Source organism: Arsukibacterium perlucidum DSM 18276, from assembly GCF_000382165.1.
GTDB classification, from domain to species: Bacteria; Pseudomonadota; Gammaproteobacteria; order Enterobacterales; family Alteromonadaceae; genus Alishewanella; species Alishewanella perlucidum.
In genome coordinates, this window is record NZ_KB907732.1 from 23,144 (window position 1) to 41,684 (window position 18,541).

General features: G+C 49.7%; 18 protein-coding genes. 7 read left to right on the top strand and 11 right to left on the bottom strand.

Annotated elements, in window-relative coordinates; all coding sequences use genetic code 11:
• Nucleotides 1–15 precede the first annotated feature (15 nt).
• From H141_RS0117250 to H141_RS0117265, 4 genes are all read right to left on the bottom strand, one after another.
• Nucleotides 16–327, bottom strand: coding sequence for a globin family protein (locus H141_RS0117250; RefSeq protein WP_019677540.1), 312 nt, complete (start codon nucleotides 325–327; stop codon nucleotides 16–18).
• The gene (locus H141_RS0117255) at nucleotides 314–1,012 is read right to left on the bottom strand and encodes a nucleotide-binding protein (RefSeq protein WP_019677541.1); all 699 of its coding nucleotides are present in this window, start codon (nucleotides 1,010–1,012) and stop codon (nucleotides 314–316) included. The genes H141_RS0117250 and H141_RS0117255 overlap by 14 nt, the downstream gene beginning before the upstream one ends.
• A 201-nt stretch (nucleotides 1,013–1,213) precedes the next feature.
• Nucleotides 1,214–1,978 carry a peptidylprolyl isomerase gene (locus tag H141_RS0117260; RefSeq protein WP_019677542.1) on the bottom strand — a complete coding sequence of 255 codons (765 nt, stop codon included), beginning with the start codon at nucleotides 1,976–1,978 and terminating at the stop codon, nucleotides 1,214–1,216.
• Nucleotides 1,979–2,068: 90 nt separating this feature from the next.
• Nucleotides 2,069–4,126, bottom strand: coding sequence for a DNA topoisomerase III (locus tag H141_RS0117265; protein WP_019677543.1), 2,058 nt, complete (start codon nucleotides 4,124–4,126; stop codon nucleotides 2,069–2,071).
• A 169-nt stretch (nucleotides 4,127–4,295) separates the two neighbouring features.
• Here H141_RS0117265 and H141_RS0117270 point away from each other — a divergent pair, with 169 nt between their 5' ends.
• Entirely contained in the window at nucleotides 4,296–6,140 is a 1,845-nt protein-coding gene (locus tag H141_RS0117270) for a coiled-coil domain-containing protein (RefSeq protein ID WP_019677544.1), read from the top strand.
• A gap of 234 nt (nucleotides 6,141–6,374) precedes the next feature.
• Here the strand turns inward: H141_RS0117270 and H141_RS0117275 are convergent, their stop codons facing one another.
• The 3 genes from H141_RS0117275 to H141_RS21675 all read right to left on the bottom strand — a co-directional run bounded on the left by H141_RS0117275 (nucleotide 6,375) and on the right by H141_RS21675 (nucleotide 8,662).
• The gene (locus H141_RS0117275; RefSeq protein WP_019677545.1) at nucleotides 6,375–7,853 is read right to left on the bottom strand and encodes an amidohydrolase family protein; all 1,479 of its coding nucleotides are present in this window, start codon (nucleotides 7,851–7,853) and stop codon (nucleotides 6,375–6,377) included.
• A 371-nt stretch (nucleotides 7,854–8,224) separates the two neighbouring features.
• Nucleotides 8,225–8,503, bottom strand: a complete 279-nt coding sequence (locus H141_RS0117285) for a superinfection immunity protein (RefSeq protein WP_019677546.1) — start codon at nucleotides 8,501–8,503, stop codon at nucleotides 8,225–8,227.
• Nucleotides 8,504–8,506: 3 nt separating this feature from the next.
• Nucleotides 8,507–8,662, bottom strand: a complete 156-nt coding sequence (locus H141_RS21675; RefSeq protein WP_019677547.1) for a hypothetical protein — start codon at nucleotides 8,660–8,662, stop codon at nucleotides 8,507–8,509.
• Between the two features lie 182 nt (nucleotides 8,663–8,844).
• Between H141_RS21675 and H141_RS0117295 the strand changes: the two genes are divergently transcribed.
• Nucleotides 8,845–9,369, top strand: a complete 525-nt coding sequence (locus H141_RS0117295) for an RNA polymerase sigma factor (protein WP_019677548.1) — start codon at nucleotides 8,845–8,847, stop codon at nucleotides 9,367–9,369.
• Complete coding sequence (locus tag H141_RS0117300; protein ID WP_019677549.1) at nucleotides 9,359–9,952, top strand: hypothetical protein; 594 nt, start codon at nucleotides 9,359–9,361, stop codon at nucleotides 9,950–9,952. Before H141_RS0117295 ends, H141_RS0117300 begins: the two co-directional genes overlap by 11 nt.
• Nucleotides 9,953–10,027: 75 nt before the next feature.
• On the opposite strand, the gene H141_RS0117305 is transcribed toward H141_RS0117300, so the two are convergent.
• The gene (locus H141_RS0117305; RefSeq protein ID WP_019677550.1) at nucleotides 10,028–10,816 is read right to left on the bottom strand and encodes a putative porin; all 789 of its coding nucleotides are present in this window, start codon (nucleotides 10,814–10,816) and stop codon (nucleotides 10,028–10,030) included.
• Between the two features lie 396 nt (nucleotides 10,817–11,212).
• On the bottom strand, nucleotides 11,213–12,022 hold the full coding sequence (locus H141_RS0117315) for a hypothetical protein (RefSeq protein ID WP_019677552.1): 810 nt from the start codon (nucleotides 12,020–12,022) through the stop codon (nucleotides 11,213–11,215).
• Between the two features lie 37 nt (nucleotides 12,023–12,059).
• Here H141_RS0117315 and H141_RS0117320 point away from each other — a divergent pair, with 37 nt between their 5' ends.
• Nucleotides 12,060–13,367 carry a short-chain fatty acid transporter gene (locus tag H141_RS0117320; RefSeq protein WP_026349532.1) on the top strand — a complete coding sequence of 436 codons (1,308 nt, stop codon included), beginning with the start codon at nucleotides 12,060–12,062 and terminating at the stop codon, nucleotides 13,365–13,367.
• 21 nt (nucleotides 13,368–13,388) lie between these two features.
• Here the strand turns inward: H141_RS0117320 and H141_RS0117325 are convergent, their stop codons facing one another.
• Together H141_RS0117325 and H141_RS0117330 are read right to left on the bottom strand one after the other, a co-directional pair.
• Entirely contained in the window at nucleotides 13,389–14,009 is a 621-nt protein-coding gene (locus H141_RS0117325; RefSeq protein ID WP_019677554.1) for an FMN-binding negative transcriptional regulator, read from the bottom strand.
• Nucleotides 14,010–14,024: 15 nt separating this feature from the next.
• Nucleotides 14,025–14,423 carry a GNAT family N-acetyltransferase gene (locus tag H141_RS0117330; RefSeq protein WP_019677555.1) on the bottom strand — a complete coding sequence of 133 codons (399 nt, stop codon included), beginning with the start codon at nucleotides 14,421–14,423 and terminating at the stop codon, nucleotides 14,025–14,027.
• A 122-nt stretch (nucleotides 14,424–14,545) separates the two neighbouring features.
• On the opposite strand from H141_RS0117330, the gene pdxR reads away from it, so the two are divergent.
• The 3 genes from pdxR to H141_RS21245 all read left to right on the top strand — a co-directional run.
• Nucleotides 14,546–16,006 carry a MocR-like pyridoxine biosynthesis transcription factor PdxR gene (gene pdxR, locus H141_RS0117335; protein ID WP_019677556.1) on the top strand — a complete coding sequence of 487 codons (1,461 nt, stop codon included), beginning with the start codon at nucleotides 14,546–14,548 and terminating at the stop codon, nucleotides 16,004–16,006.
• A gap of 95 nt (nucleotides 16,007–16,101) precedes the next feature.
• Nucleotides 16,102–18,225 carry a TonB-dependent siderophore receptor gene (locus H141_RS0117340; protein ID WP_026349534.1) on the top strand — a complete coding sequence of 708 codons (2,124 nt, stop codon included), beginning with the start codon at nucleotides 16,102–16,104 and terminating at the stop codon, nucleotides 18,223–18,225.
• Between the two features lie 128 nt (nucleotides 18,226–18,353).
• Nucleotides 18,354–18,541 (top strand): transposase domain-containing protein (locus H141_RS21245; protein WP_019674993.1); only part of this gene is annotated, 188 nt, incomplete at its 3' end.

Here is an 18,541-nt window from a genome sequence, read left to right on the forward strand (position 1 = left end):
ACTTATAAAACCGGCCTAGTCAGAGCCGGTTTTATTTTTTGTCGCAGGCAGTTGCGTCAGTTCCAGCTGCACGGCCTGAGTCGCGCGCAGGATCAGGCGGCGTATCAATTTTGACTTAGCTTCACCGGTTAACTCACTGAGATCATTTAGCGCTGCTATAGCTTCTTCGCTCAGCGTAAATGTAGCGTGGCGCATCGGCAGGCGGGTGGTATCGTCTTCTTCAGGTAATTGTTTGCGCAAGCTGACAATACGCGGCAGCCCCAGCGCATAATTATTTGCATCGTCAATAAACTCTTCAGCGGTAAAGGCTGGTTTATTTGACTGCAAACACTTTTTCTTCAGGTCGCTCAGCGCCATCTTCTTGTATCGCCTTCATTGCCAGGAGTTCTTCGATAATTGCCCTGATTTCGCTGGAGGCTTTGCCATCAGCATCAACATCCATCACCGACAAGCCTTTTTCTTCGCTGTCATCATAAATATTCCGACTATAGGTAATATTTTCCAGTACCCGGATATTAAATGATTTACAGACGTCTTTGGCATCGATGATCCGTGGAGCCTGATTGGGTAACGACGGACATTGGGTCATTACGCAACCCACGATCATGTCGGGGTTAACGATATTACAGGCGCTTACCAGATCTTCGAGGTGTTCCAGCGTTTTTAAATCGCGCCGCTTTGGCCGCAGCGGAAACAGCACATGGCTGGCAACTACCATAGCCGAACGAAGCGCTACGCTGTCCTGGCCACCACAGTCAACCACCACTACGTCGTAATGCGATTCCAGACTTTTCAATTCATAGCGGATTTTACCGTACATTTGGACGCAGTTAATCCAGGGCAGACTGGCATCCATATGCCTTTCCTGTACCCAGTCTGAAGTCGTGCGCTGCGGGTCACAGTCGACCAGCATAACATTGGCCTGTTTTTCCCGGGAAAAATAAACGGCTATGTTCTGTGCCAGACAACTTTTGCCGCTGCCACCTTTTTCACCACCCACTAACACTATCATTTGTGTCACCTTCTAAAATTGAATAGCTTATTTTTGCATAATTAGTAGCACAATTATTCAAGTGTAGGCGAGGATTAAAAACTTTATGGTAGCTAAAAAGATTGATTTGATATAAATAACGGTTTTTAAAGAAGAATTAGAACTAAAAGGCGTGACCAACCTTGCCACGCCTGCTTTTGCCACTTCAGGGCAGAGGGCTTGTTAGCGCTGGCGGCACCGCCACCATAATAAAGCCCCCAGCAATAGCCAGCTAAAACTGCTGCTACCACTACTACTCTCTGGCTCTGGTAGCAGGGTATTGGGTTTAGGGTTTAAACCTGCTGCACTGTTTGGCCTGGCATCAACTACCGTAATACTCTCAACGGTAACCATATTAGCGTTACTAAGCGGCGCATTATTGGCATAATCCGTAGCAGTGTAATTTCTCAGCGGTAATCCCTGAATGCCATTGAAAGTGTAAGTTGGCAAATTGGCAATCGCCATGACCACTTCCATATCGGTGGCATTGATCTGGCCAAAAACCGTGTAGGCACCTTCAACAATATCCAGTTTCGGGCTGCCGGCGCTGTTATCTGCCAGGTTAATAAACCACTGGCTGGTCGCACTATTCGGGTTGCCGGGTACCTTAGCCATGGCGATGGTCGCCCGCACGTTAGAAAGCTTTGGCTCGTTGATAATAGCTGCATTAGTTTGAATGGGGGTTAACGGCAGCTGGTCAATAAAACGAAAGCCTCCGCCCTGAATAATAAAGCCCGGTACTGAGCGATGAATAACCGTCCCGTTATACCGGCCATTGTTTACATAACTTAGAAAGTTCTGCACCGTTACCGGCGTGGTCTCATCAAATAAGTTAACCTCAAAATCACCCAGGCTGGTTTTTACCTGCACAATGGTAGCTAAGGCCTGTTGGCTGACCAGCAACATCGCGCCAGCAACCAAAGTTGAAACAAATGTTGGCTTATGCAAAGTTTTCTCCGGAACGCACTGTTAAAATAGTGCCGTGAGCATAATCAGCATTAGCGACGCTTACCAGCGCTATTACACTTCTTAACTAATTCATACAGTTGTCGCGGTATTGGCCGCTAATGCAGCGCCTTGTTCTGGTGTTGTTTTACTGCGATAAGGCCGACGTTTGCCAGCAGTAGCATCCGCTCTTTTTTTAGGATTAGTGTTGTTTGCTGCGGGCCGCTTTTTAACGGCTTGTCTGGTCCACTTTTTCTGCTGACCACTGCCCAGCCCCTGTGGAATTACTGCGCCAGCCTGGCTGATCAACTGCTGCAAACTGGCTGTCAACGGGTGCATAAACGCATGATAGCTTTGCTGACGCTGGCAAATATCATTTAAAGCCGCCTCCCAGCGTGCTGTCATATCGGGCAGTGATGCTTCAGGCGGTAATGCCGCTATCAGGGCTTTGCCAGCGATTGTAGCCCGGATTTGTTTGCCCTGCCGTTGTAAAAAATTCCGTTTAAACAACAACTCGATAATGCCGGAGCGCGTGGCCTCGGTGCCGAGGCCATCGGTGTCTTTTAAGATCCGTTTAATTTGCGGATCCTGCACATAACGGGCAATGCCGGTCATGGCACTCAGCAGGCTGGCATCGGTAAATGGAGCAGGTGGCTGAGTTTGCTTTTCCAGTAACTGGCTGTCGTAGCATAATAGCTGCTGCCCCACTTTAAGCTCTGGCAGGGCATGTTGTAACGGAAGATCATCCCCGGCAGCGTCTGACTTGCTGCTATGCTGCTTATTTCCGGCTGCGGGTAGCAGCGCTTTCCAACCAGCGGATATTTGCTGGCGGGCCTTCGCCACAAAGCAACCGCCGCCAATTTGCAGCTCTGCTTTGCTATCGGTATAACAGCAGGCAGGATAAAATTGCATCAAATACTGGCGGGCAATCAGATCGTAAAGCTTTTGCTCCGTGGCGCTAAGCCGGTTGGCCGACAGCGTTTTAGCCGTTGGAATAATGGCATGGTGCGCCTGCACTTTGCTGTCATCCCAGGCTTTACTTTTCAGCTGCAGGTTTGCGCCAGCCAACGCAGCTGCAAGCCCTGGAGTATTTGCAATGATTGCCGGGCCCACTTTACCAGCTTCAGTAAAGTGCGCTGTGGGCAGGTAGCGACAATCCGACCGCGGATAGGTAATTAATTTATGCCGCTCATACAGTTGCTGACAACTGTCTAATACTTGCTGCGCACTGAACCCATAAGCTCTGGCCGCGTCAATCTGCAGTGCCGACAAGCTATAAGGTAGTGGCGCATGCTGCTTTTTATCCTGCTGTTGCAGGTTAGTGATCAGCGCAGGCTGGTTTTTAATCGCCTGCTGAACTTTAACCGCCAATGCCCGCAACACTATCCGTCCCTCACTATCCTGATAAGGCTCGCAGGCGCTGCTTGGCTGCCACAATGCAGAAAAGGTGGCGCCGGCCTGTGTTGTCAGCTCTGCCTGCACCTGATAATAAGTTGTGCTGTTAAAATCGGTTATCTCTGCATCACGCCGAACTACCAGCCCTAACAAAGGTGTTTGCACCCGCCCTACTGACAATACTCCCTGATATCCGGCCACCTGACCACGCAAAGTATAGGCCCGGGTCATATTTATGCCGTACAACCAATCGGCACGGCTGCGGGCCAGCGCAGAAGTGGACAATGGCACAAAATTTTTATTCGGTTGCAGCTGTTTTAATGCCTGGCGGATAGCCGCAGGATTCAAATCATTGATTAATAAGCGCTTAACATTATCGAGTTTACTTTTAGGAACCTTACACCAGGCTATCACTTCATCTACCAGCAACTGGCCTTCCCTGTCGGGATCTCCTGCATGTATCAGTTGGTCGGCCTGCTTGATAAGCTTCTGTAAAATATTCAGCTGCTGCTGTGCAGACTTTCTTGCTTTTAACTGCCACTGCCCGGGAATAATAGGTAGATGCTCTGCCTGCCAGCGTTTATAATCAGGATTGTAATCCTGTGGTTCAGCTTGCTCCAGTAAATGGCCAATACACCAACTGATAACATCGCCATTGGCAAGACGGATGCAACCAGAATCTTTTTGCTGGGGTTTCGGTAAGGCAGCAGCAATAGCCCGTGCCATACTGGGTTTTTCAGCGATATAGAGAATCATTGCAGCCACCTACACTGTATAAATTAACAGTTAATTTAGTAGGTGTAGCAGATAAATGCAAAAATTATGTGATAAAAATTTAGTTTTTAGTCAAAAACGACTACAGTATGCTTCTTGTGCTGTTTAAAGTTGTTCTGCAAAATCAAAGTAGTGAATCGGATGTATAACTATGACCCAATATAGTGAAGTCAAAAAGATCTGTGACGAATTGCAGCAAGCTGGCAAACCGGTGTCGCTCGATTATCTGTTGGCGAAAGTATCCGGGGCTCAGGCCAGTCTGGTTGTGCATTATCAGAAATGGCGTAATGAACAAGCTACCCGCACACCAACCGCTGCCGAAACAGCCTTTAGTGAAGATTTTGTCACGGCCTTTCAGCGCGAAGCCCAGCAGCACGCCAATAAACAACTGGAACAATTAAAAGAGCAATTAGCTCAGGCTATCCAGGCCGAAGTGCAGGCAGCAGATCATAATCAACAAATTCAGAAAGATCTTGAACAGCTTCAGCAAAAGCGCTCAGAGCTTGAGGTCAGTCTGGCCCATCAGCAGCAGCAACTTGCCGTCCAGGCAGAGAAATATAGTGCCGTAAAAGATGAGCGTGACCAGGCATTGCAGCATGCGAAAAGTCAGCAGCAAGAGCTGGCTGAGTCAAAACAAATTCAGGAACAACATAAGATGCAGCTTGATCAGCTGCACAAAGAGCTGGAAATAGCCGCTACTGAACGGCAACAAAGCGAGCAACAGCTGCAAAAAGAAGTTGAAAAAGCGGCGAATGAGCTACAAAAAAGCCAGCAGCAGCTAGAGCAATTGCAACAACAGCTTACAGATACCAATACTAAACTGGCCGCCAGTGAGCAGGCTGTTGCAAAAGCTGCAGATGAACTAAAAGCCCTGCAGCAAACTAACGAGCAGCTGCAACAGCAATTGCAGCAACAAAGTGAACAACATAGCCAGCAGCTGGCCGAATTACAAAACCAGCTTGCCGCGGCAAGCTCAGAACAACAGGCTTTACAGGACAAGCTAACGAATGCCCTGGCGTTAGAACAAAAACTACTGGATCAACAGCAGCTGAATAAGCAGCAACTGCAAGAGTTAGAGAAATTGCAGGTTGCAGCCAAAAAATTTGCGGCTGAGCAGCAACATAGCAACAATGAAATTGTTGAACTGCAAACCATGCTGAGTGAGTTTGAAAACAAACTACAGCAAGCAACTAAAACTGAAATGCAGGCTGTGGCGCAAAGCCGTCGCTTGCAATCGCAGCTCGATCAGCTGCAACAGGCACAACAGGAAAGCGGCCAAGCCAGTGCAGACAGTGGCCAGCAAGCTGCAATTATTGCAGAGCGCGATCAGGCTTTACAGCAAGTTGCCGAATTGGAAGCACTGCAAGCCAGCCTGCAAGAAGAACGTGATGCTGCGCTGGATCAGGTTGCCATTGAGCAAAAGCAACTGGCAAAATTACAGAGTAAACAACAACCGGATAATAACGCTGAACTGGAAGCTGCATTGGCTGCTCAACAACAGTTGGTAGCTGATCACAAAGCGGCGTTAGAAAGCCTGAAAGCCGAACGCGAAGCGGCCCAGCAGGAAGCTGACTCACAACGTAACCTGGTCAGCGAACTGCAGCAGCAAATTGACCACCTGCAACAAGCGCAAAGTGAAAAAGGTAGTGATCAACCCGATTTACAACAACTGGTCGATCAGCTGCGCGCCAGTAATAATATGATGAAAGAGCAAAGCTCAATAACTGCCAACCATCAAGCCGAACAACGGGAAACCATTAAGCAACTGCGGGATGAATTACAGCAACAACGTGATCAAATGCAGCAGATGCTGGTCGATAAGAACGGCTGGACCAAACAAAAACAACAGTTGGAAGAACAAGTCAGCTTTGTTAAAAGTAATGCTACGGCCACCATTGAACGGCTAACCCGTTACCGGGAGCAGGCGCAGGAAAAAATTGAAAAACTGGAACAGAAACTGCGTGATCTACACAAAGATTCTGCCAAAGCTCACTGAGTAACGTTTAGCAGAACTATTATTTTAGCTATGCCGGCTTAAAATCGTTAAGCCGGCAGCATCATAGTTCACACAGCCCGCTGCTGCGTTTACTGCATATGCAGCAGCAACTGGATAGCCAGGTGCCGCTGCTGATTTTAAATGAGGGTGATAGCGTATCGCTATAACTTAGTTGCGGCTGAATCCATTTTTTATTTCCTCGTTGTTTATTAATCTGTTTGTAAAGCGTTGTGGTTAAAGTTCAATATCAGTCAGCGAAGCTAGTCGTGCTTTTAGTTCGTCGACTTGCCAGGTCGTGCCTTGCTGTACCACGGTATGCACGGTATTCAAAGCTGCGAGCTCCTCCAGCGGATTGGCTGTCAGGACAATAAAATCGGCAACATAACCGGCCTTAAGCTGGCCGTGGTCATTTAACCCGAGGTGATGCGCGCCGCCATTGGTGGCAAGTTGTAATACCTGCCAGTTGGTCAGGCCAGCGCCCTGGCTAAGTTGTAACTCACGTAGATAAAACGGCCCGCTGGCCACACTGTCGGTACCAATTGCCAATGGCACACCGGCGTCATATAAACGTTTAAATAATTGCTGAACTTTGGGTAATTGCTGCTGCGCACTGGCAAAGTCTTCGGCTGTCCAGTCATAACTGGGCGCCTGTAAGCTCGCGCGCCAACGTTTTCTTATTTCCGGGTGAAACACCGTCATATCTGGTTCCGGATATAAGGTTTCCAGCTCACGGGCGAAGTAAATCATTTCGTTGGCGACCAGGGTTAAATCGATTCGTGTTTGCTGGCCGGCCAGTGTTTTTATCAGCTGCTGCACAGGAGCGCTGTCATAGTCGGCATGCTTAAACCAACTGTAGGTAAACCGGGCGTTATGAGGGTTTTTGCGCTCAGCCAGATAAGCCTCTCTGGCCGTGCCCGTTAATAACTCTGCACTGGTTGGTAAGGCGTGGGTTAATATATCGACGCCAAGGTCTGCCGCATATTGCCAGCTTACATTATCAAGGTGCGCCACCGTTTTTAGTCCGGCGGCTTTGGCTAACCGATTCCCCATAGCCACTTCATCTTTCGTCAGGCCTTGATAAAGTTTTATATACTGAGCACCCATGGCTTTTTGGCTGGCGATTTCTTCCTGCCACTCAGCTTCATTCTTTGGATACACTGAACCACCCAGGATTGGCGTTGGCTCAAATACAAAACCGGCATAACTGAACTTTGGACCTGGCCAATTACCGGCTTGTTGCTGTTTGGCATATTCGGCATTAGCTGCTGGCTCGCCAGCCGGGCTAAACGCTGTGGTCACCCCAGTGGCTAGGGTACTAATGGCATGATAACGCGTCAGTTCGCTATGGCCTTTCATGGTAATCACAGGGTTGCCATCTTGCATCTCAACCCTGATTGGACCGGCGGTCAGATGCAAATGCACATCAATAAGACCCGGCAATACATACTGATCCTGTAAATCAATCTGCTTTGCCGCTGCGGGTAAGCTGGCATCAGCCTGTTGCTGTTGGCCTATTTGCACAATGCGTCCATCTTTTATCAGCAACCAACCATCGTTAAGCTGTTGCTCAGTGGCCGGATTAAGTAAAGTGGCATTGTGGTACAGCACGCTGTCTTGCTGCACAGTAGGTTCGTTATCTGCCTGCACCTGCTGCGATGACAATCCCGCCACCAGACAGGCCAGTAATGATTTTTTTAAATTTAGTATTTTCAAAGTAATGCTCCTGCTGCTTTTTTGGATGTTTGCTGATTAAGTCTTTGAATTTTCTTCAGGTGTTACAGATTATTTTTTTATTTTTTTATGTAACACTTGGCACCATTGCCCAGACTTAACAGGTGAGCGCGGTAAAAACTGCGTCACTCAAACAAACACTAAATAGCAGGGCAGCATCGTTTGATAACAGAGCCCAACAACACGCAAAGCGCTATCAATTTCTTATTGCAGCTATGGCAGTAGCGGGACGCTGTCAACCCTTACTCGCCATTGCTACGGTTATTACACATGCAGCAGCAACTGAATAGCCAGTTGCCGCTGCTGATTTTAAACGAAGGTAATAGTGTGGCGTTATAGTTTACCACTGGCCATTAAAGCACCGGTTTTAACCGGGCTTTAGCGGCCAGCCTATTACTGAGTTTGCCGGTAATGGCCCACACCAGCAACGCCAGCCAGGCAACCCAGGAAAAGCCAGCCGGAATATTCAGCAGTGCAATTTTACCCAAATGCTGGCGGTTAAACGCCAGCGCCAGCAGACTGGGCAAAAACCACACCGTTAAAAAGAACAAACCAAAACCTAATAAAAACAACATGTCAGCTTGTTGCCAGGCACTGCTAAAGGTGGCGATAAATTGATTTACGGTTTCCATATGTTAGTTCTCCTTGGTTGCTTTTTTTATCGCAGCTTCTACCACTGCGGCAATCAGCCACAGCGCCGCAAAAAAAATGCCAAACGATATCAGCTGGTGGCTGTCTGCCTGATACCAGGCTGTGGTAAAGGGTGTTATCAACTGTTGTAAAGTTTCCATTTGCATATCCTCGTTGTTTTAATGTTGTCATCAGTTAAGTCATTGATTATTTGTTAGCTGTTACAGATTATTTTTTTATTTTTTTGTGTAACACTTGGCAGCGACAACCAGACTTAACAGGCAGGCGCGGTAAAAAAGCGGCGTAATGCAGACCAAAAAATTTAATAGCAAGGCAGCTTAGTTTGACAACAGAACCCAATAGCGCGCAAAGCGCGATCGATTTTGTATTGCAGCTGTGGCAACAGCATCAGGGCGCTATTAGCCGTGCGCTGTTGGCCAATGAAGCCGACCCGGCGGCGCGGCAGGATTTAAAACAGGATATTTTTCTGGCGCTGCACCAGGCGGCAGACAGGCTAAAAGCAGCAGAGATGCCGCGTGCTTACCTGTTTCGCATTGTGCACAACGTGACGGTAGACCATATTGCCCGGGCGCAGCGCCATAAGTGGCAGTCGCTGGATGAGGAGATACAGCACCAGCTGCTGGATGATTGCCCGTCAGAGCAGCTAGGTGAGCAGCAACAAAGCCAGCAGCTGATGCAAGCGGTACGGTGTTTATCGCCGGCTAACCGGCAGGTCATTCTGCTGGCGATGGAAGATTTAGATGCGCCGGAGATCGCCGACATTCTGCAGATCAGCCACGGTGCAGTGCGGGTGCGGCTAAACCGAGCCAAAACAGAATTGATGGAGTTAATGCAAGATGGCCGATAATTTTGATTTTGCTGCATTGGCGAAAAGCTGGCAGCAACAACCTGTGGTTGAAGACACGCCGCCCAGTGCGGCCGATTTAGCCCAGGCCAGCCAGCGCCAGCGCGAGCAAAAGCTGCTGATGTATGCCGAGTGGCTCGGTGCGCTGGTAATGGTCGCAGCGGCCTGTTGGTTGGTATTAACTATGCCAGATGCTCTGGGTTATTTGGCGGCTGCATTTTTGGGGCTGGGAGCTGTGAGCACCGTGTATATCAGCTGGCAGGTGCACCGGCCAATCTTGGCGTATGATAACTGGAGTAGCAGCGGCCTGCTGCAATTTCGCCGTCGGGCCTGTCAGCTAAGCTTGCGCTACTATCGCTATACCCAGCTTAGTTGCGTTGCTCTGCTGCTGTTTACTGTCGCGCTTTGGCTATTACGCTGGTGGCAACCGGCTACAGCATCAGGCAGCCTGTTAATGTTTTACAGCCTGATCGTCTCGCCTCTGTGCTTATTTGCCATGTACCGACTGCAGCAAAAAGTGCGACAAAAAACCGCTGAGCTTGTGCAGCTGACAAGGCTGACAGAGGATTTTCAACAAAGCGAATAATGATAGTGCCGCGAAGCCGCGTGGCACTATCAACTTAATCAACCACAGCACCTGTGTCGGTTGTGGTTGATTAGGTTAAAAACGCCAGCTTACCCCCAGATCCCAGGCATACTCCGAGTCTGATACATCTTCAAGCCCTATTCCGGCTTTTAATTGCAATTGTGGTGTAACAAACCAGCTACTGCGAACGCCGACACGATCGACACTGACTAAATAGTCTTCCGGCGTTTTTTCGTTAATAAAAACGCCAACAGATAGCGCTGAATTAAAATAATAGTCTAATGCCAGAGCCAGGCTATCATTACGAAGCCCTTTGTTATTGAAATAGCTTGCGCTAAAGTTTAAAAAACTCCCTGAGTCAAACGCCCAGATTTTTTCTGAACTGACACCAAAATGCTGATAGCTGCCACGGCTTTCTACGTCTTCATGTTGCAAATGCAGTTTTACCAGCCAACCAGGCTGAATATAATAACCGGCAATGAAACTGGTTTTATGACTTGAGGATTTATTTAACCGTAAGTGTTCCAGTGACAAATGCCAATCATGTTCGGTTGACTGATAGATGCCGCCAATATTCCAAGCGTTTAGGGATTGTGGCTCATACCAAAAGGTTTGGTCTAAATCTGAACTCAAATAATTAATTGCCACTGAACTGCGCCGCCCAAATTGCTCCAAGGCAGCATAAGGCAGGTTTTGCTCAGTGCTATTTTCGCTTAGATAATAACGGTAACCCAAATTGTTACTGCTAAAACCATAATATTCATAGTTGTTATTAAAATGGCTAAAGGTGAGCTCTGAAGAAAATGGTTCTGCTGCAACGGCATTTACACAGACGAAAAGCGCAAAGGGTAAAACTAACTTCATTTAAAATCCTTATTAAACAATACAGTAAAAAAATTCATCATCTCAAGAGTTTGATGCAACAGCAGAAAGTGATGAATGTTGTAACCCAGGCTTTAGTCACAAAACGGCTGTGCCATAGGCTGGCATATTTGACTGCAATGTGTGGTAAGGTTCAATTAAAATTTACAAAATTAACATGCCAAGGCCTAAACTAAGCAAAAACACCGTTAGCACCAGAAAAATAATCGACCGGATGCCGGTTAAACGGCTAATACTGAGTGCCATGGTAAGCAAAATAAACAACGACACATCATTGATGACGATGACTGATATCAATGCAACGAGTTGCAGCTCGCTCCCCGCCAGCAAACCACCTTATAAATTCACTTCGGTCGTACCTTACAACCGGTGCTGCAGTTAATCAGCAGCCAGTAAAGTGGGCCTTTGTAGCTGATCCAACAGCACAATATGGCTGGCGATAACGGGTAACTGTTGCCAGCTGGCTAGTGTTAAGCGCTGAAACGGTAGCATAAATCGCGCTAGCTCTGTTTCAGTCATGCCGCGACCGCGTTGTTGCCACAGTTGTTGTTCTTGTTTGGCACGCCAGAGACAAACGCAGTCCCAGTCAGGTGCTTTAAGCCAGATTAGCGGTTTCATTAAGCGCCATAAGTCAGCATAAGCCCCTGCCAGCTGAGTGTTAACATACTGCCGCCAGTAACCCTCGCTATCTTGTGAAGCCTCCAGCTGATTTATCGCTTGCGTCAGTTCAGCCGTGGACTGCGGCAGAACCCCCAGACACCAGCCTTCAACAATTAATATATCCAGCTGTTGTGCCGGCAAGGGTGCAGCCGGTTCATCCAGGGCTTTATCGAAACGAGGCAGGGCAACTGCCTCGCCTGCCAGCACCGCGTGAGCATCACTAACAGCCTGCTGAATATTATGGGTGCCGGGCACACCACGCTGAGCCAGTAACGGATGAACCGTGTGCGCCAGTTGCTGGCGATGGGTTTTACTTAAATAATAGTCGTCCAGCGATACTGTTGCTGCTGTCATACCCTGCGAGCTGAGTAACTTTACCAGGGCGCTGGCTAAGGTACTTTTGCCAGTGCCCTGAGCGCCACTAATACCCACAACCGCAAGCCGCCCATTTATCAGGTCGGATTGCAGTTTATTGGCTAATCGGGCTAAGGTAGCCTGATACTGGCTGCCGCCAATAAAGTCAGCCATGCTGAATGTCCAAACACATAATAATAACGAGCCTCCTATGCTAAATGCCGCCGCTAAACCCCTGGTAAAACTGGTTGACCGTTACCTGCCGGATCCTTTTATCTTTGTGTTATTGCTAAGCATAGTGGTTTTTGCAGCCGCTGTAATATTTGAGCAGCAGTCACCGTTGCAGGTTTTACAAATTTGGGGCGATGGTTTCTGGGGGCTGCTGAGCTTTTCTATGCAGATGCTGCTGGTACTGGTTACCGGCTTTATGCTGGCCAGTACGCCACTGGTTAATGCCATACTGAACCGGTTGGCCGGACGGGCTAAATCGGCCGGGCAGGCTATTGTGCTGGTGACGGTGGTATCGTTAGCTGCCAGCTGGCTGAACTGGGGTTTTGGTTTAGTGGTAGGGGCGCTATTTGCCAAAGCACTGGCGCGCAAAGTTAAAGTTGATTATCGCTTACTGGTGGCGAGTGCTTACTCTGGTTTTATTGTCTGGCATGGTGGCCTGGCGGGTTCAATACCGCTTATTATCGCCACCCCTGGTCATTTTACTGAGTCAATTATCGGGGTTATCAGCACCAGCAGCACCATTTTTTCCGGTTTTAACCTGTTGTTGCTGGCAATACTGTTTGTCGCCATCCCACTGGTCAATTATCTGATGCTACCCAAGGCAGCCGACAGCATGTATGTCGACCCGGCCAAACTGCAACAGCACCCCTTGCCCGCTAGCGACACCGACAGGCCTGCAGATAAACTGGAAAATAGCCTGTTACTGGCGTTGCTGGTAGGTTTTGCCGGCCTTGGCTATTTAATTCAGTATTTTGTCAAAGGCGGCGGCCTGAACCTGAATATTGTCAATTTCCTGTTTTTATTTTTGGCCATTGTGCTGCATGGCACACCACGGCGCTTGCTGCACAGCCTGCAGCAGGCTATGCAGGGCGGCGCCGGCATTGTGATTCAGTTTCCGTTTTATGCCGGCATTATGGCCATGATGGTGCAGTCCGGGCTGGCACAAAGTCTGTCGCAGTGGTTTGTCAGCTTTGCTACTGCTGAAACCCTGGCGTTCTGGAGCTTTATCAGTGCCGGTATCGTCAATATTTTTGTGCCCTCGGGGGGCGGCCAGTGGGCAGTGCAGGCGCCGATTATGTTACCGGCCGCGCTGGAGTTAGGTGCCGATGTTAGCCGGGTTGCGATGGCAGTCGCGTGGGGCGATGCCTGGACTAACCTTATTCAGCCATTCTGGGCCTTGCCGGTACTGGCCATTGCCGGTTTAAAAGCCAAAGATATTATGGGGTTTTGTCTGCTGCAGCTGGTCGTTACCGGGGTAATCATCAGCCTGGTGCTGAGTTTTGCCTGACTATCAGCCTTAGTTACAGGCTCAGCTGACACCTGCCCCTAATTGTAACTGCTGCATCAATGCCGCCAGTGCCTGGGCGGCAGGCTGGGGGCTATTGCTAAGTGCGGCAAACACGCCCTGCTGATCGGCAACACTTCTGTGCTGGCCCAGCTTAAGCTTGCCGCTAAGCTCGGTAATAGTCACTTTTACCCCGACAATCCCAGCTGCCAGTTTTTGCTGATATGGATGCGGCATTTTCACCATCGCTGCGGCTACATCAGGCTCATACTTAGCCACCTGCTGTGCTAAATGCGCCATGGTTGTCGCATCATCCAGCAATTCTGCCTGGCCCAACACCTGCGCTACCGCGTAGTTCCAGGTGGGTACCGCTTGGTCGCTTTGGTACCAGCATGGCGAAATATAGGCGTGCGGGCCGCTAAACGTAATAAGCACCGGCTGCTGATTAAGTTGGCGCCAATGTGGGTTTTGCCTGGCAATATGGCCATAGAGCACGCCATGCTCCGCTGCATCGCGCTGTAATAACCACGGCAAATGGCTACAAAAGAACGGCGTACTGATCAGGCAGCCAAAACTATGCTGCGCAATAAAATCGTGCAGGCTGGCTTTATCCGGGAAGGCCATGTTGGGCGGACAATACAGCATAGGTTACTCCTTACGCTATTCTTTACGGCCAATAGCAAAGGCATTGGTCAGCGGGCTAAAACCCTGTTGCGGGTAATAAGCCATCGCCGTGGGCACACTTAGCAGCAGCTGTTGCACCTGTGGCCCAGTAACCCGCTGCACTTCTGCCAGCAGCCTGGCACCTATGCCCTGTTGCTGCCAGGCTTTATCCACCAGTAAATCAGCGATATACACCACGAAGCTATAATCGGTAAGGCAGCGGGCCAGCCCGACCAGTTTGCCCTGGTGGCGCGCCGTTATAATTAAGTTAGCGTGCTGCAACATGCGCTGCATCCGCTCTGGCTGATCGGTCGGCCGCTTTATGCCCGACGCGATATATAAAGTGATGGCTTCATCAGTTTTAAGATCTGTTTCAGTGGCAAACTGTAATGGCATAGCGCTATCTCCTGTACGGATTTGTTCTATTGTGTTTAGCGCTATTGCACCGTTAAACTGGCTTGATATAAATAACCAGTTTTTGTAAATGGAGCATACCAGTTGAGCAGAGAGGCTAGCCTTTGCCGCGCCTGAATACCGATGCGCTGCTGTTAAGCGGCAGCGGCGGGCTGTATCAGCAGCTGTACCTGAGCGTGCGCCAATTATTGCTCAGTGGCCGCTGGCCCGCTGGCGCCTTGCTGCCATCAGAGCGGCAACTGGCCGCCGATCTGGCCCTTAGCCGCAGCACGGTGCAACAGGCATTGCAGCAACTGGTTGCAGAAGGATATCTTGAGGCGCAGCAGGGGCGGGGCTATCAGATTGTTCAGGCCTTGCCAGACGGCTTTTTTGCCGCCAGCGATACCTCAGTGGCAGCAAGCACCAACTTACCGACGCAGGATTATGGTTTAACGGCCAAAGCAACGGGCTATAGCGGCCGCTTGCAGCCGGGTGTAGCCAATGTACAGCACTTTCCATTCCGAATATGGCAACAACTGCTGCAACGCCACGCTAACCGCACGGTGTTATGCGGTATGGCCGATCCGCTGGGCTATCTGCCACTTCGCCAGGCGCTGGTGCAGTATCTGCGCCAGTCACGACAACTGGTCTGTGATGAAAACACCGTATTGATCACGGCTGGTGCACAGCAGGCGCTATTTATCGCCGCCAAACTTGTTGGCCGTAGCGGCCAGCAAGTATTGATGGAATCACCAGGCTACCCCAGATTAAAACAGGCGCTGCAACTGGCAGAGCTGGATATTGCTTATCTGCCGGCAGCCGGTACCGCCGGAATAGATCCAACAGCACTGCCGTTACAGAGCAATGCCAAAGCGCTGTTTTTAACGCCATCACATCAATATCCTTGTGGTGGCATTTTGCCGCTCAGTCAGCGCATGGCTTTATTACAATGGGCCCGCACCGAGCAATGCTGGCTGGTTGAGGATGACTACGACAGCGAGTTTCAGTACCGGCACCGGCCGGTTGCCAGCTTACAGGGATTAGCTGACGGTAAAGGCGTACTGTTTGCCGGCTCATTCAGTAAAACCCTGTTTCCGGCGCTGCGCCTGGGCTACCTGGTGCTGCCGGCAGAACTGGTTGGCACAGCCAGCGCCATTTTGCAGGCACTGCACGGCGATGTTCCGTTGCTGCCGCAAGCGGTATTGGCCGACTTTATCAGCGAAGGCCACTTTAACCGCCACCTGCGTAAAATGCGCCGCTGTTATCAGCAGCAAAAACTGCTGGCTGTGCAATTGCTGCAACAGCATTTTCCAACCGGCAGCATACTGGCCCAGGACGCCGGCCTGCACTTAACCCTGCTACTGCCGGGGCTCACCGACGATGTGGCACTGTGCCAGCACCTGAACCAGCACGGCTTTAAACTGCAGCCATTCAGCCGCTACTGCTTTTTAAATGAGCCAGAACGCGGTTTAGTGATTGGTATTGCCGATGCTGATGAAGCCTTTTTGTTAAAGCTGATCAGTTTGCTAAAAGCTGCCCTGAACGGCGCAGATCCGGAGACTACACAAGCGCAGACTTGTTCCTGAAATAATATTTAACATCACAGATGATAACGGTATTGATAATCGTTATCATTACTGTATGATCATCGCCAATTTCGGAGGTGAGTATGCAGTTAACCATGAATAAATTAAAACTGGCCATCGCGGTCCAGCTGGCTTGTCTGCCAACAGCGACTTTTGCTGCAGTAGCAGAAAATGACAATGAGAAAACCATTGAAACCATTACCGTGCGTGGTCAGTACACGGTAAACGAAACCATTGATACTGCCACTGGCCTTGGCCTGACGTTACTGGAAACCCCGCAGTCAGTCAGTGTGATGACAGCGCAGCGGATTAAAGATTTAGATATCAGTTCAATTGCGGATGCGGTAACGCAAACGCCGGGGTTGACATCTAAATCCTTTGACAGCACCCGCAATACCTTCAGTGCCCGCGGTTTTGATATCGATAAATTTCAGCTGGACGGTGTGCCGCTGGCCTGGAGTTTAGCTGGCGATTCCGGTGAAACCATTACCGATGTTGTCATTTATGAGCGGATAGAAGTAGTACGCGGTGCCACCGGCCTGCTGACCGGCGTGGGCGAGCCGTCAGCTTCAATTAATCTGGTACGCAAGCATGCCAATGCCCGCGAATTAAGTGGCAGCGTCGAAGGCGGTATTGGCAGTTGGAATCAGCGTCATATCACTGCTGATATCAGCACACCACTCACTAGCGACGGCAATATCCGGGCCCGGCTGGTAGCGAAGAAAGAGCACAGCGACAGCTTCCGCGATTTAGCAAAAGAAGATAAAACCGTCTTGTACGGGGTAGTGGATGCCGATTTTGAGCATGGCATCTCGCTTAGCCTTGGCAGCAGCTATCAGGATAACAACCCGACGGCCTCTACCTGGGGTGCCTTGCCGCCGTTATTCAGTGACGACACGCCAACTAACTGGGACCGTGCAACTACCACCGCTGCCAACTGGACCCGCTGGGATTCGACCAGCAAAAACCACTTTGTCAGCCTGTTAAAGCAGTTCAATAACGGCTGGCAGCTAAAAGCCAACTACAACCATAACAAGAATACCGCTGACACCCGCCTGCTGTACATTTATGGTGCCGCTGATATCGATACTGGTGAAGGCCTGATTGCCTGGCCATACAACAGTGAAGGCTTCAGCAAGCAGGATAGCCTGGATATCCAACTACAGGGCAGTTACAGCTTGCTGGGTCGTGAACACGAACTGGTACTGGGCGCCTTGCACAGTAAACAGCAGTCAGAAGTACTGGTGTATGCTGCATTAGAATGGCCTGGCACCGGTAATTTCTATAACTGGGACGGCAGTGTCGCCGAACCCGGCTGGGCAGCCACCCCGACTAAAGATGTCGATTTAGATACTGAGCAGCACGGCTTATATGCCGCAACCCGCGTTGCCATAACTGAACAGCTGAAACTGATTGCCGGTGGCCGTTACACTGACTGGCAACGTTCCGGCACCAACTATGGCGCAGTACAGGATTTTGGCGACGACCAGTTTGTCCCTTATGTTGGCCTGACGTATCAGTTAACCGATAACCATATGTTATACGCCAGCCACACCGAAATTTTCAGCCCGCAAAATGCTTATGATCGCAACGGCGATTTTCTGGATGCGGTGATTGGCAGTAATCAGGAACTTGGCCTGAAAAGCAGTTATCTGGACGGTGCAGTGCAAACGGCGCTGGCGCTATTCCGGATTGAGCAGGATAATTTAGCTCAGGCCGATGCCGCGTATAATGACCCGGAGAATAATTTTTTCCCGTCGTTTGCCGCCAAAGGCGCCACCAGTGAAGGCTTTGAACTGGAAGTTATAGGCCGGGTTAATGACAGCTGGAATATCAGTGCCGGCTATTCGCAGTTTACAGCTGAAGCCAGTAACGGTGCAGATATCAATGTTAACCATCCCCGTAAAAAACTTAACCTGTTCACCACCTACCAGTTTTTCGATGCGCTGGCTGGCTTAACTGTGGGCGCAGGCGTCAGTTGGGAGAGTGAATCGTACAGTGATGTGCTGCCGCTGTTACTGAGCGATCAAACCTATCAGATAAAACAGGACAGCTTTATGCTGGCCAGCCTGATGGCCCGCTACGACATTAACGCGCAATTCTCGGTACAATTGAACGTGCATAACCTGTTTGATGAAACCTATTACAACGGTTTAACCCAACAATATAACTATGGCGCACCACGTAACTTCAGCCTCGGCGTAACCTGGTCGTTTTAAATAAAAAGCTGACAATAAAAACGGCCGCGTCTGCGTAATGCCGATCAGATAAGAGTTTTTCAGATCGGTTGACCGATCCAAGGGCTGGTATATAAAGGCTTACAGAATAAACCCTGTAGGCCTTTTTTATGCACATTAGCCAAGCTCTTGAGACCGTTTTAGTAAACAGCCATACCATTAGTTTCGACAGTCTGTCGGATGTTCTAGACCCTGCACTTATTGAGACAGGACTTGGTATTGCAGGCGTATCAACCATCCGGACCCGTCGGCTGCCTATGGAGCAAATGGTATGGGCCGTATTGGGAATGGCTCTGTT

What these genes read in the sequence shown, in the direction of transcription:
- H141_RS0117255 (WP_019677541.1), bottom strand. Translation starts at nt 1,012, where the DNA reads ATGATAGTGTTAGTGGGTGGTGAAAAAGGTGGCAGCGGCAAAAGTTGT.
- H141_RS0117265 (WP_019677543.1), bottom strand. Translation starts at nt 4,126, where the DNA reads ATGATTCTCTATATCGCTGAAAAACCCAGTATGGCACGGGCTATTGCT.
- H141_RS0117270 (WP_019677544.1), top strand. Translation starts at nt 4,296, where the DNA reads ATGACCCAATATAGTGAAGTCAAAAAGATCTGTGACGAATTGCAGCAA.
- H141_RS0117285 (WP_019677546.1), bottom strand. Translation starts at nt 8,503, where the DNA reads ATGGAAACCGTAAATCAATTTATCGCCACCTTTAGCAGTGCCTGGCAA.
- H141_RS21675 (WP_019677547.1), bottom strand. Translation starts at nt 8,662, where the DNA reads ATGGAAACTTTACAACAGTTGATAACACCCTTTACCACAGCCTGGTAT.
- H141_RS0117300 (WP_019677549.1), top strand. Translation starts at nt 9,359, where the DNA reads ATGGCCGATAATTTTGATTTTGCTGCATTGGCGAAAAGCTGGCAGCAA.
- H141_RS0117305 (WP_019677550.1), bottom strand. Translation starts at nt 10,816, where the DNA reads ATGAAGTTAGTTTTACCCTTTGCGCTTTTCGTCTGTGTAAATGCCGTT.
- H141_RS0117315 (WP_019677552.1), bottom strand. Translation starts at nt 12,022, where the DNA reads ATGGCTGACTTTATTGGCGGCAGCCAGTATCAGGCTACCTTAGCCCGA.
- H141_RS0117320 (WP_026349532.1), top strand. Translation starts at nt 12,060, where the DNA reads ATGCTAAATGCCGCCGCTAAACCCCTGGTAAAACTGGTTGACCGTTAC.
- H141_RS0117325 (WP_019677554.1), bottom strand. Translation starts at nt 14,009, where the DNA reads ATGCTGTATTGTCCGCCCAACATGGCCTTCCCGGATAAAGCCAGCCTG.
- H141_RS0117330 (WP_019677555.1), bottom strand. Translation starts at nt 14,423, where the DNA reads ATGCCATTACAGTTTGCCACTGAAACAGATCTTAAAACTGATGAAGCC.
- H141_RS0117340 (WP_026349534.1), top strand. Translation starts at nt 16,102, where the DNA reads ATGAATAAATTAAAACTGGCCATCGCGGTCCAGCTGGCTTGTCTGCCA.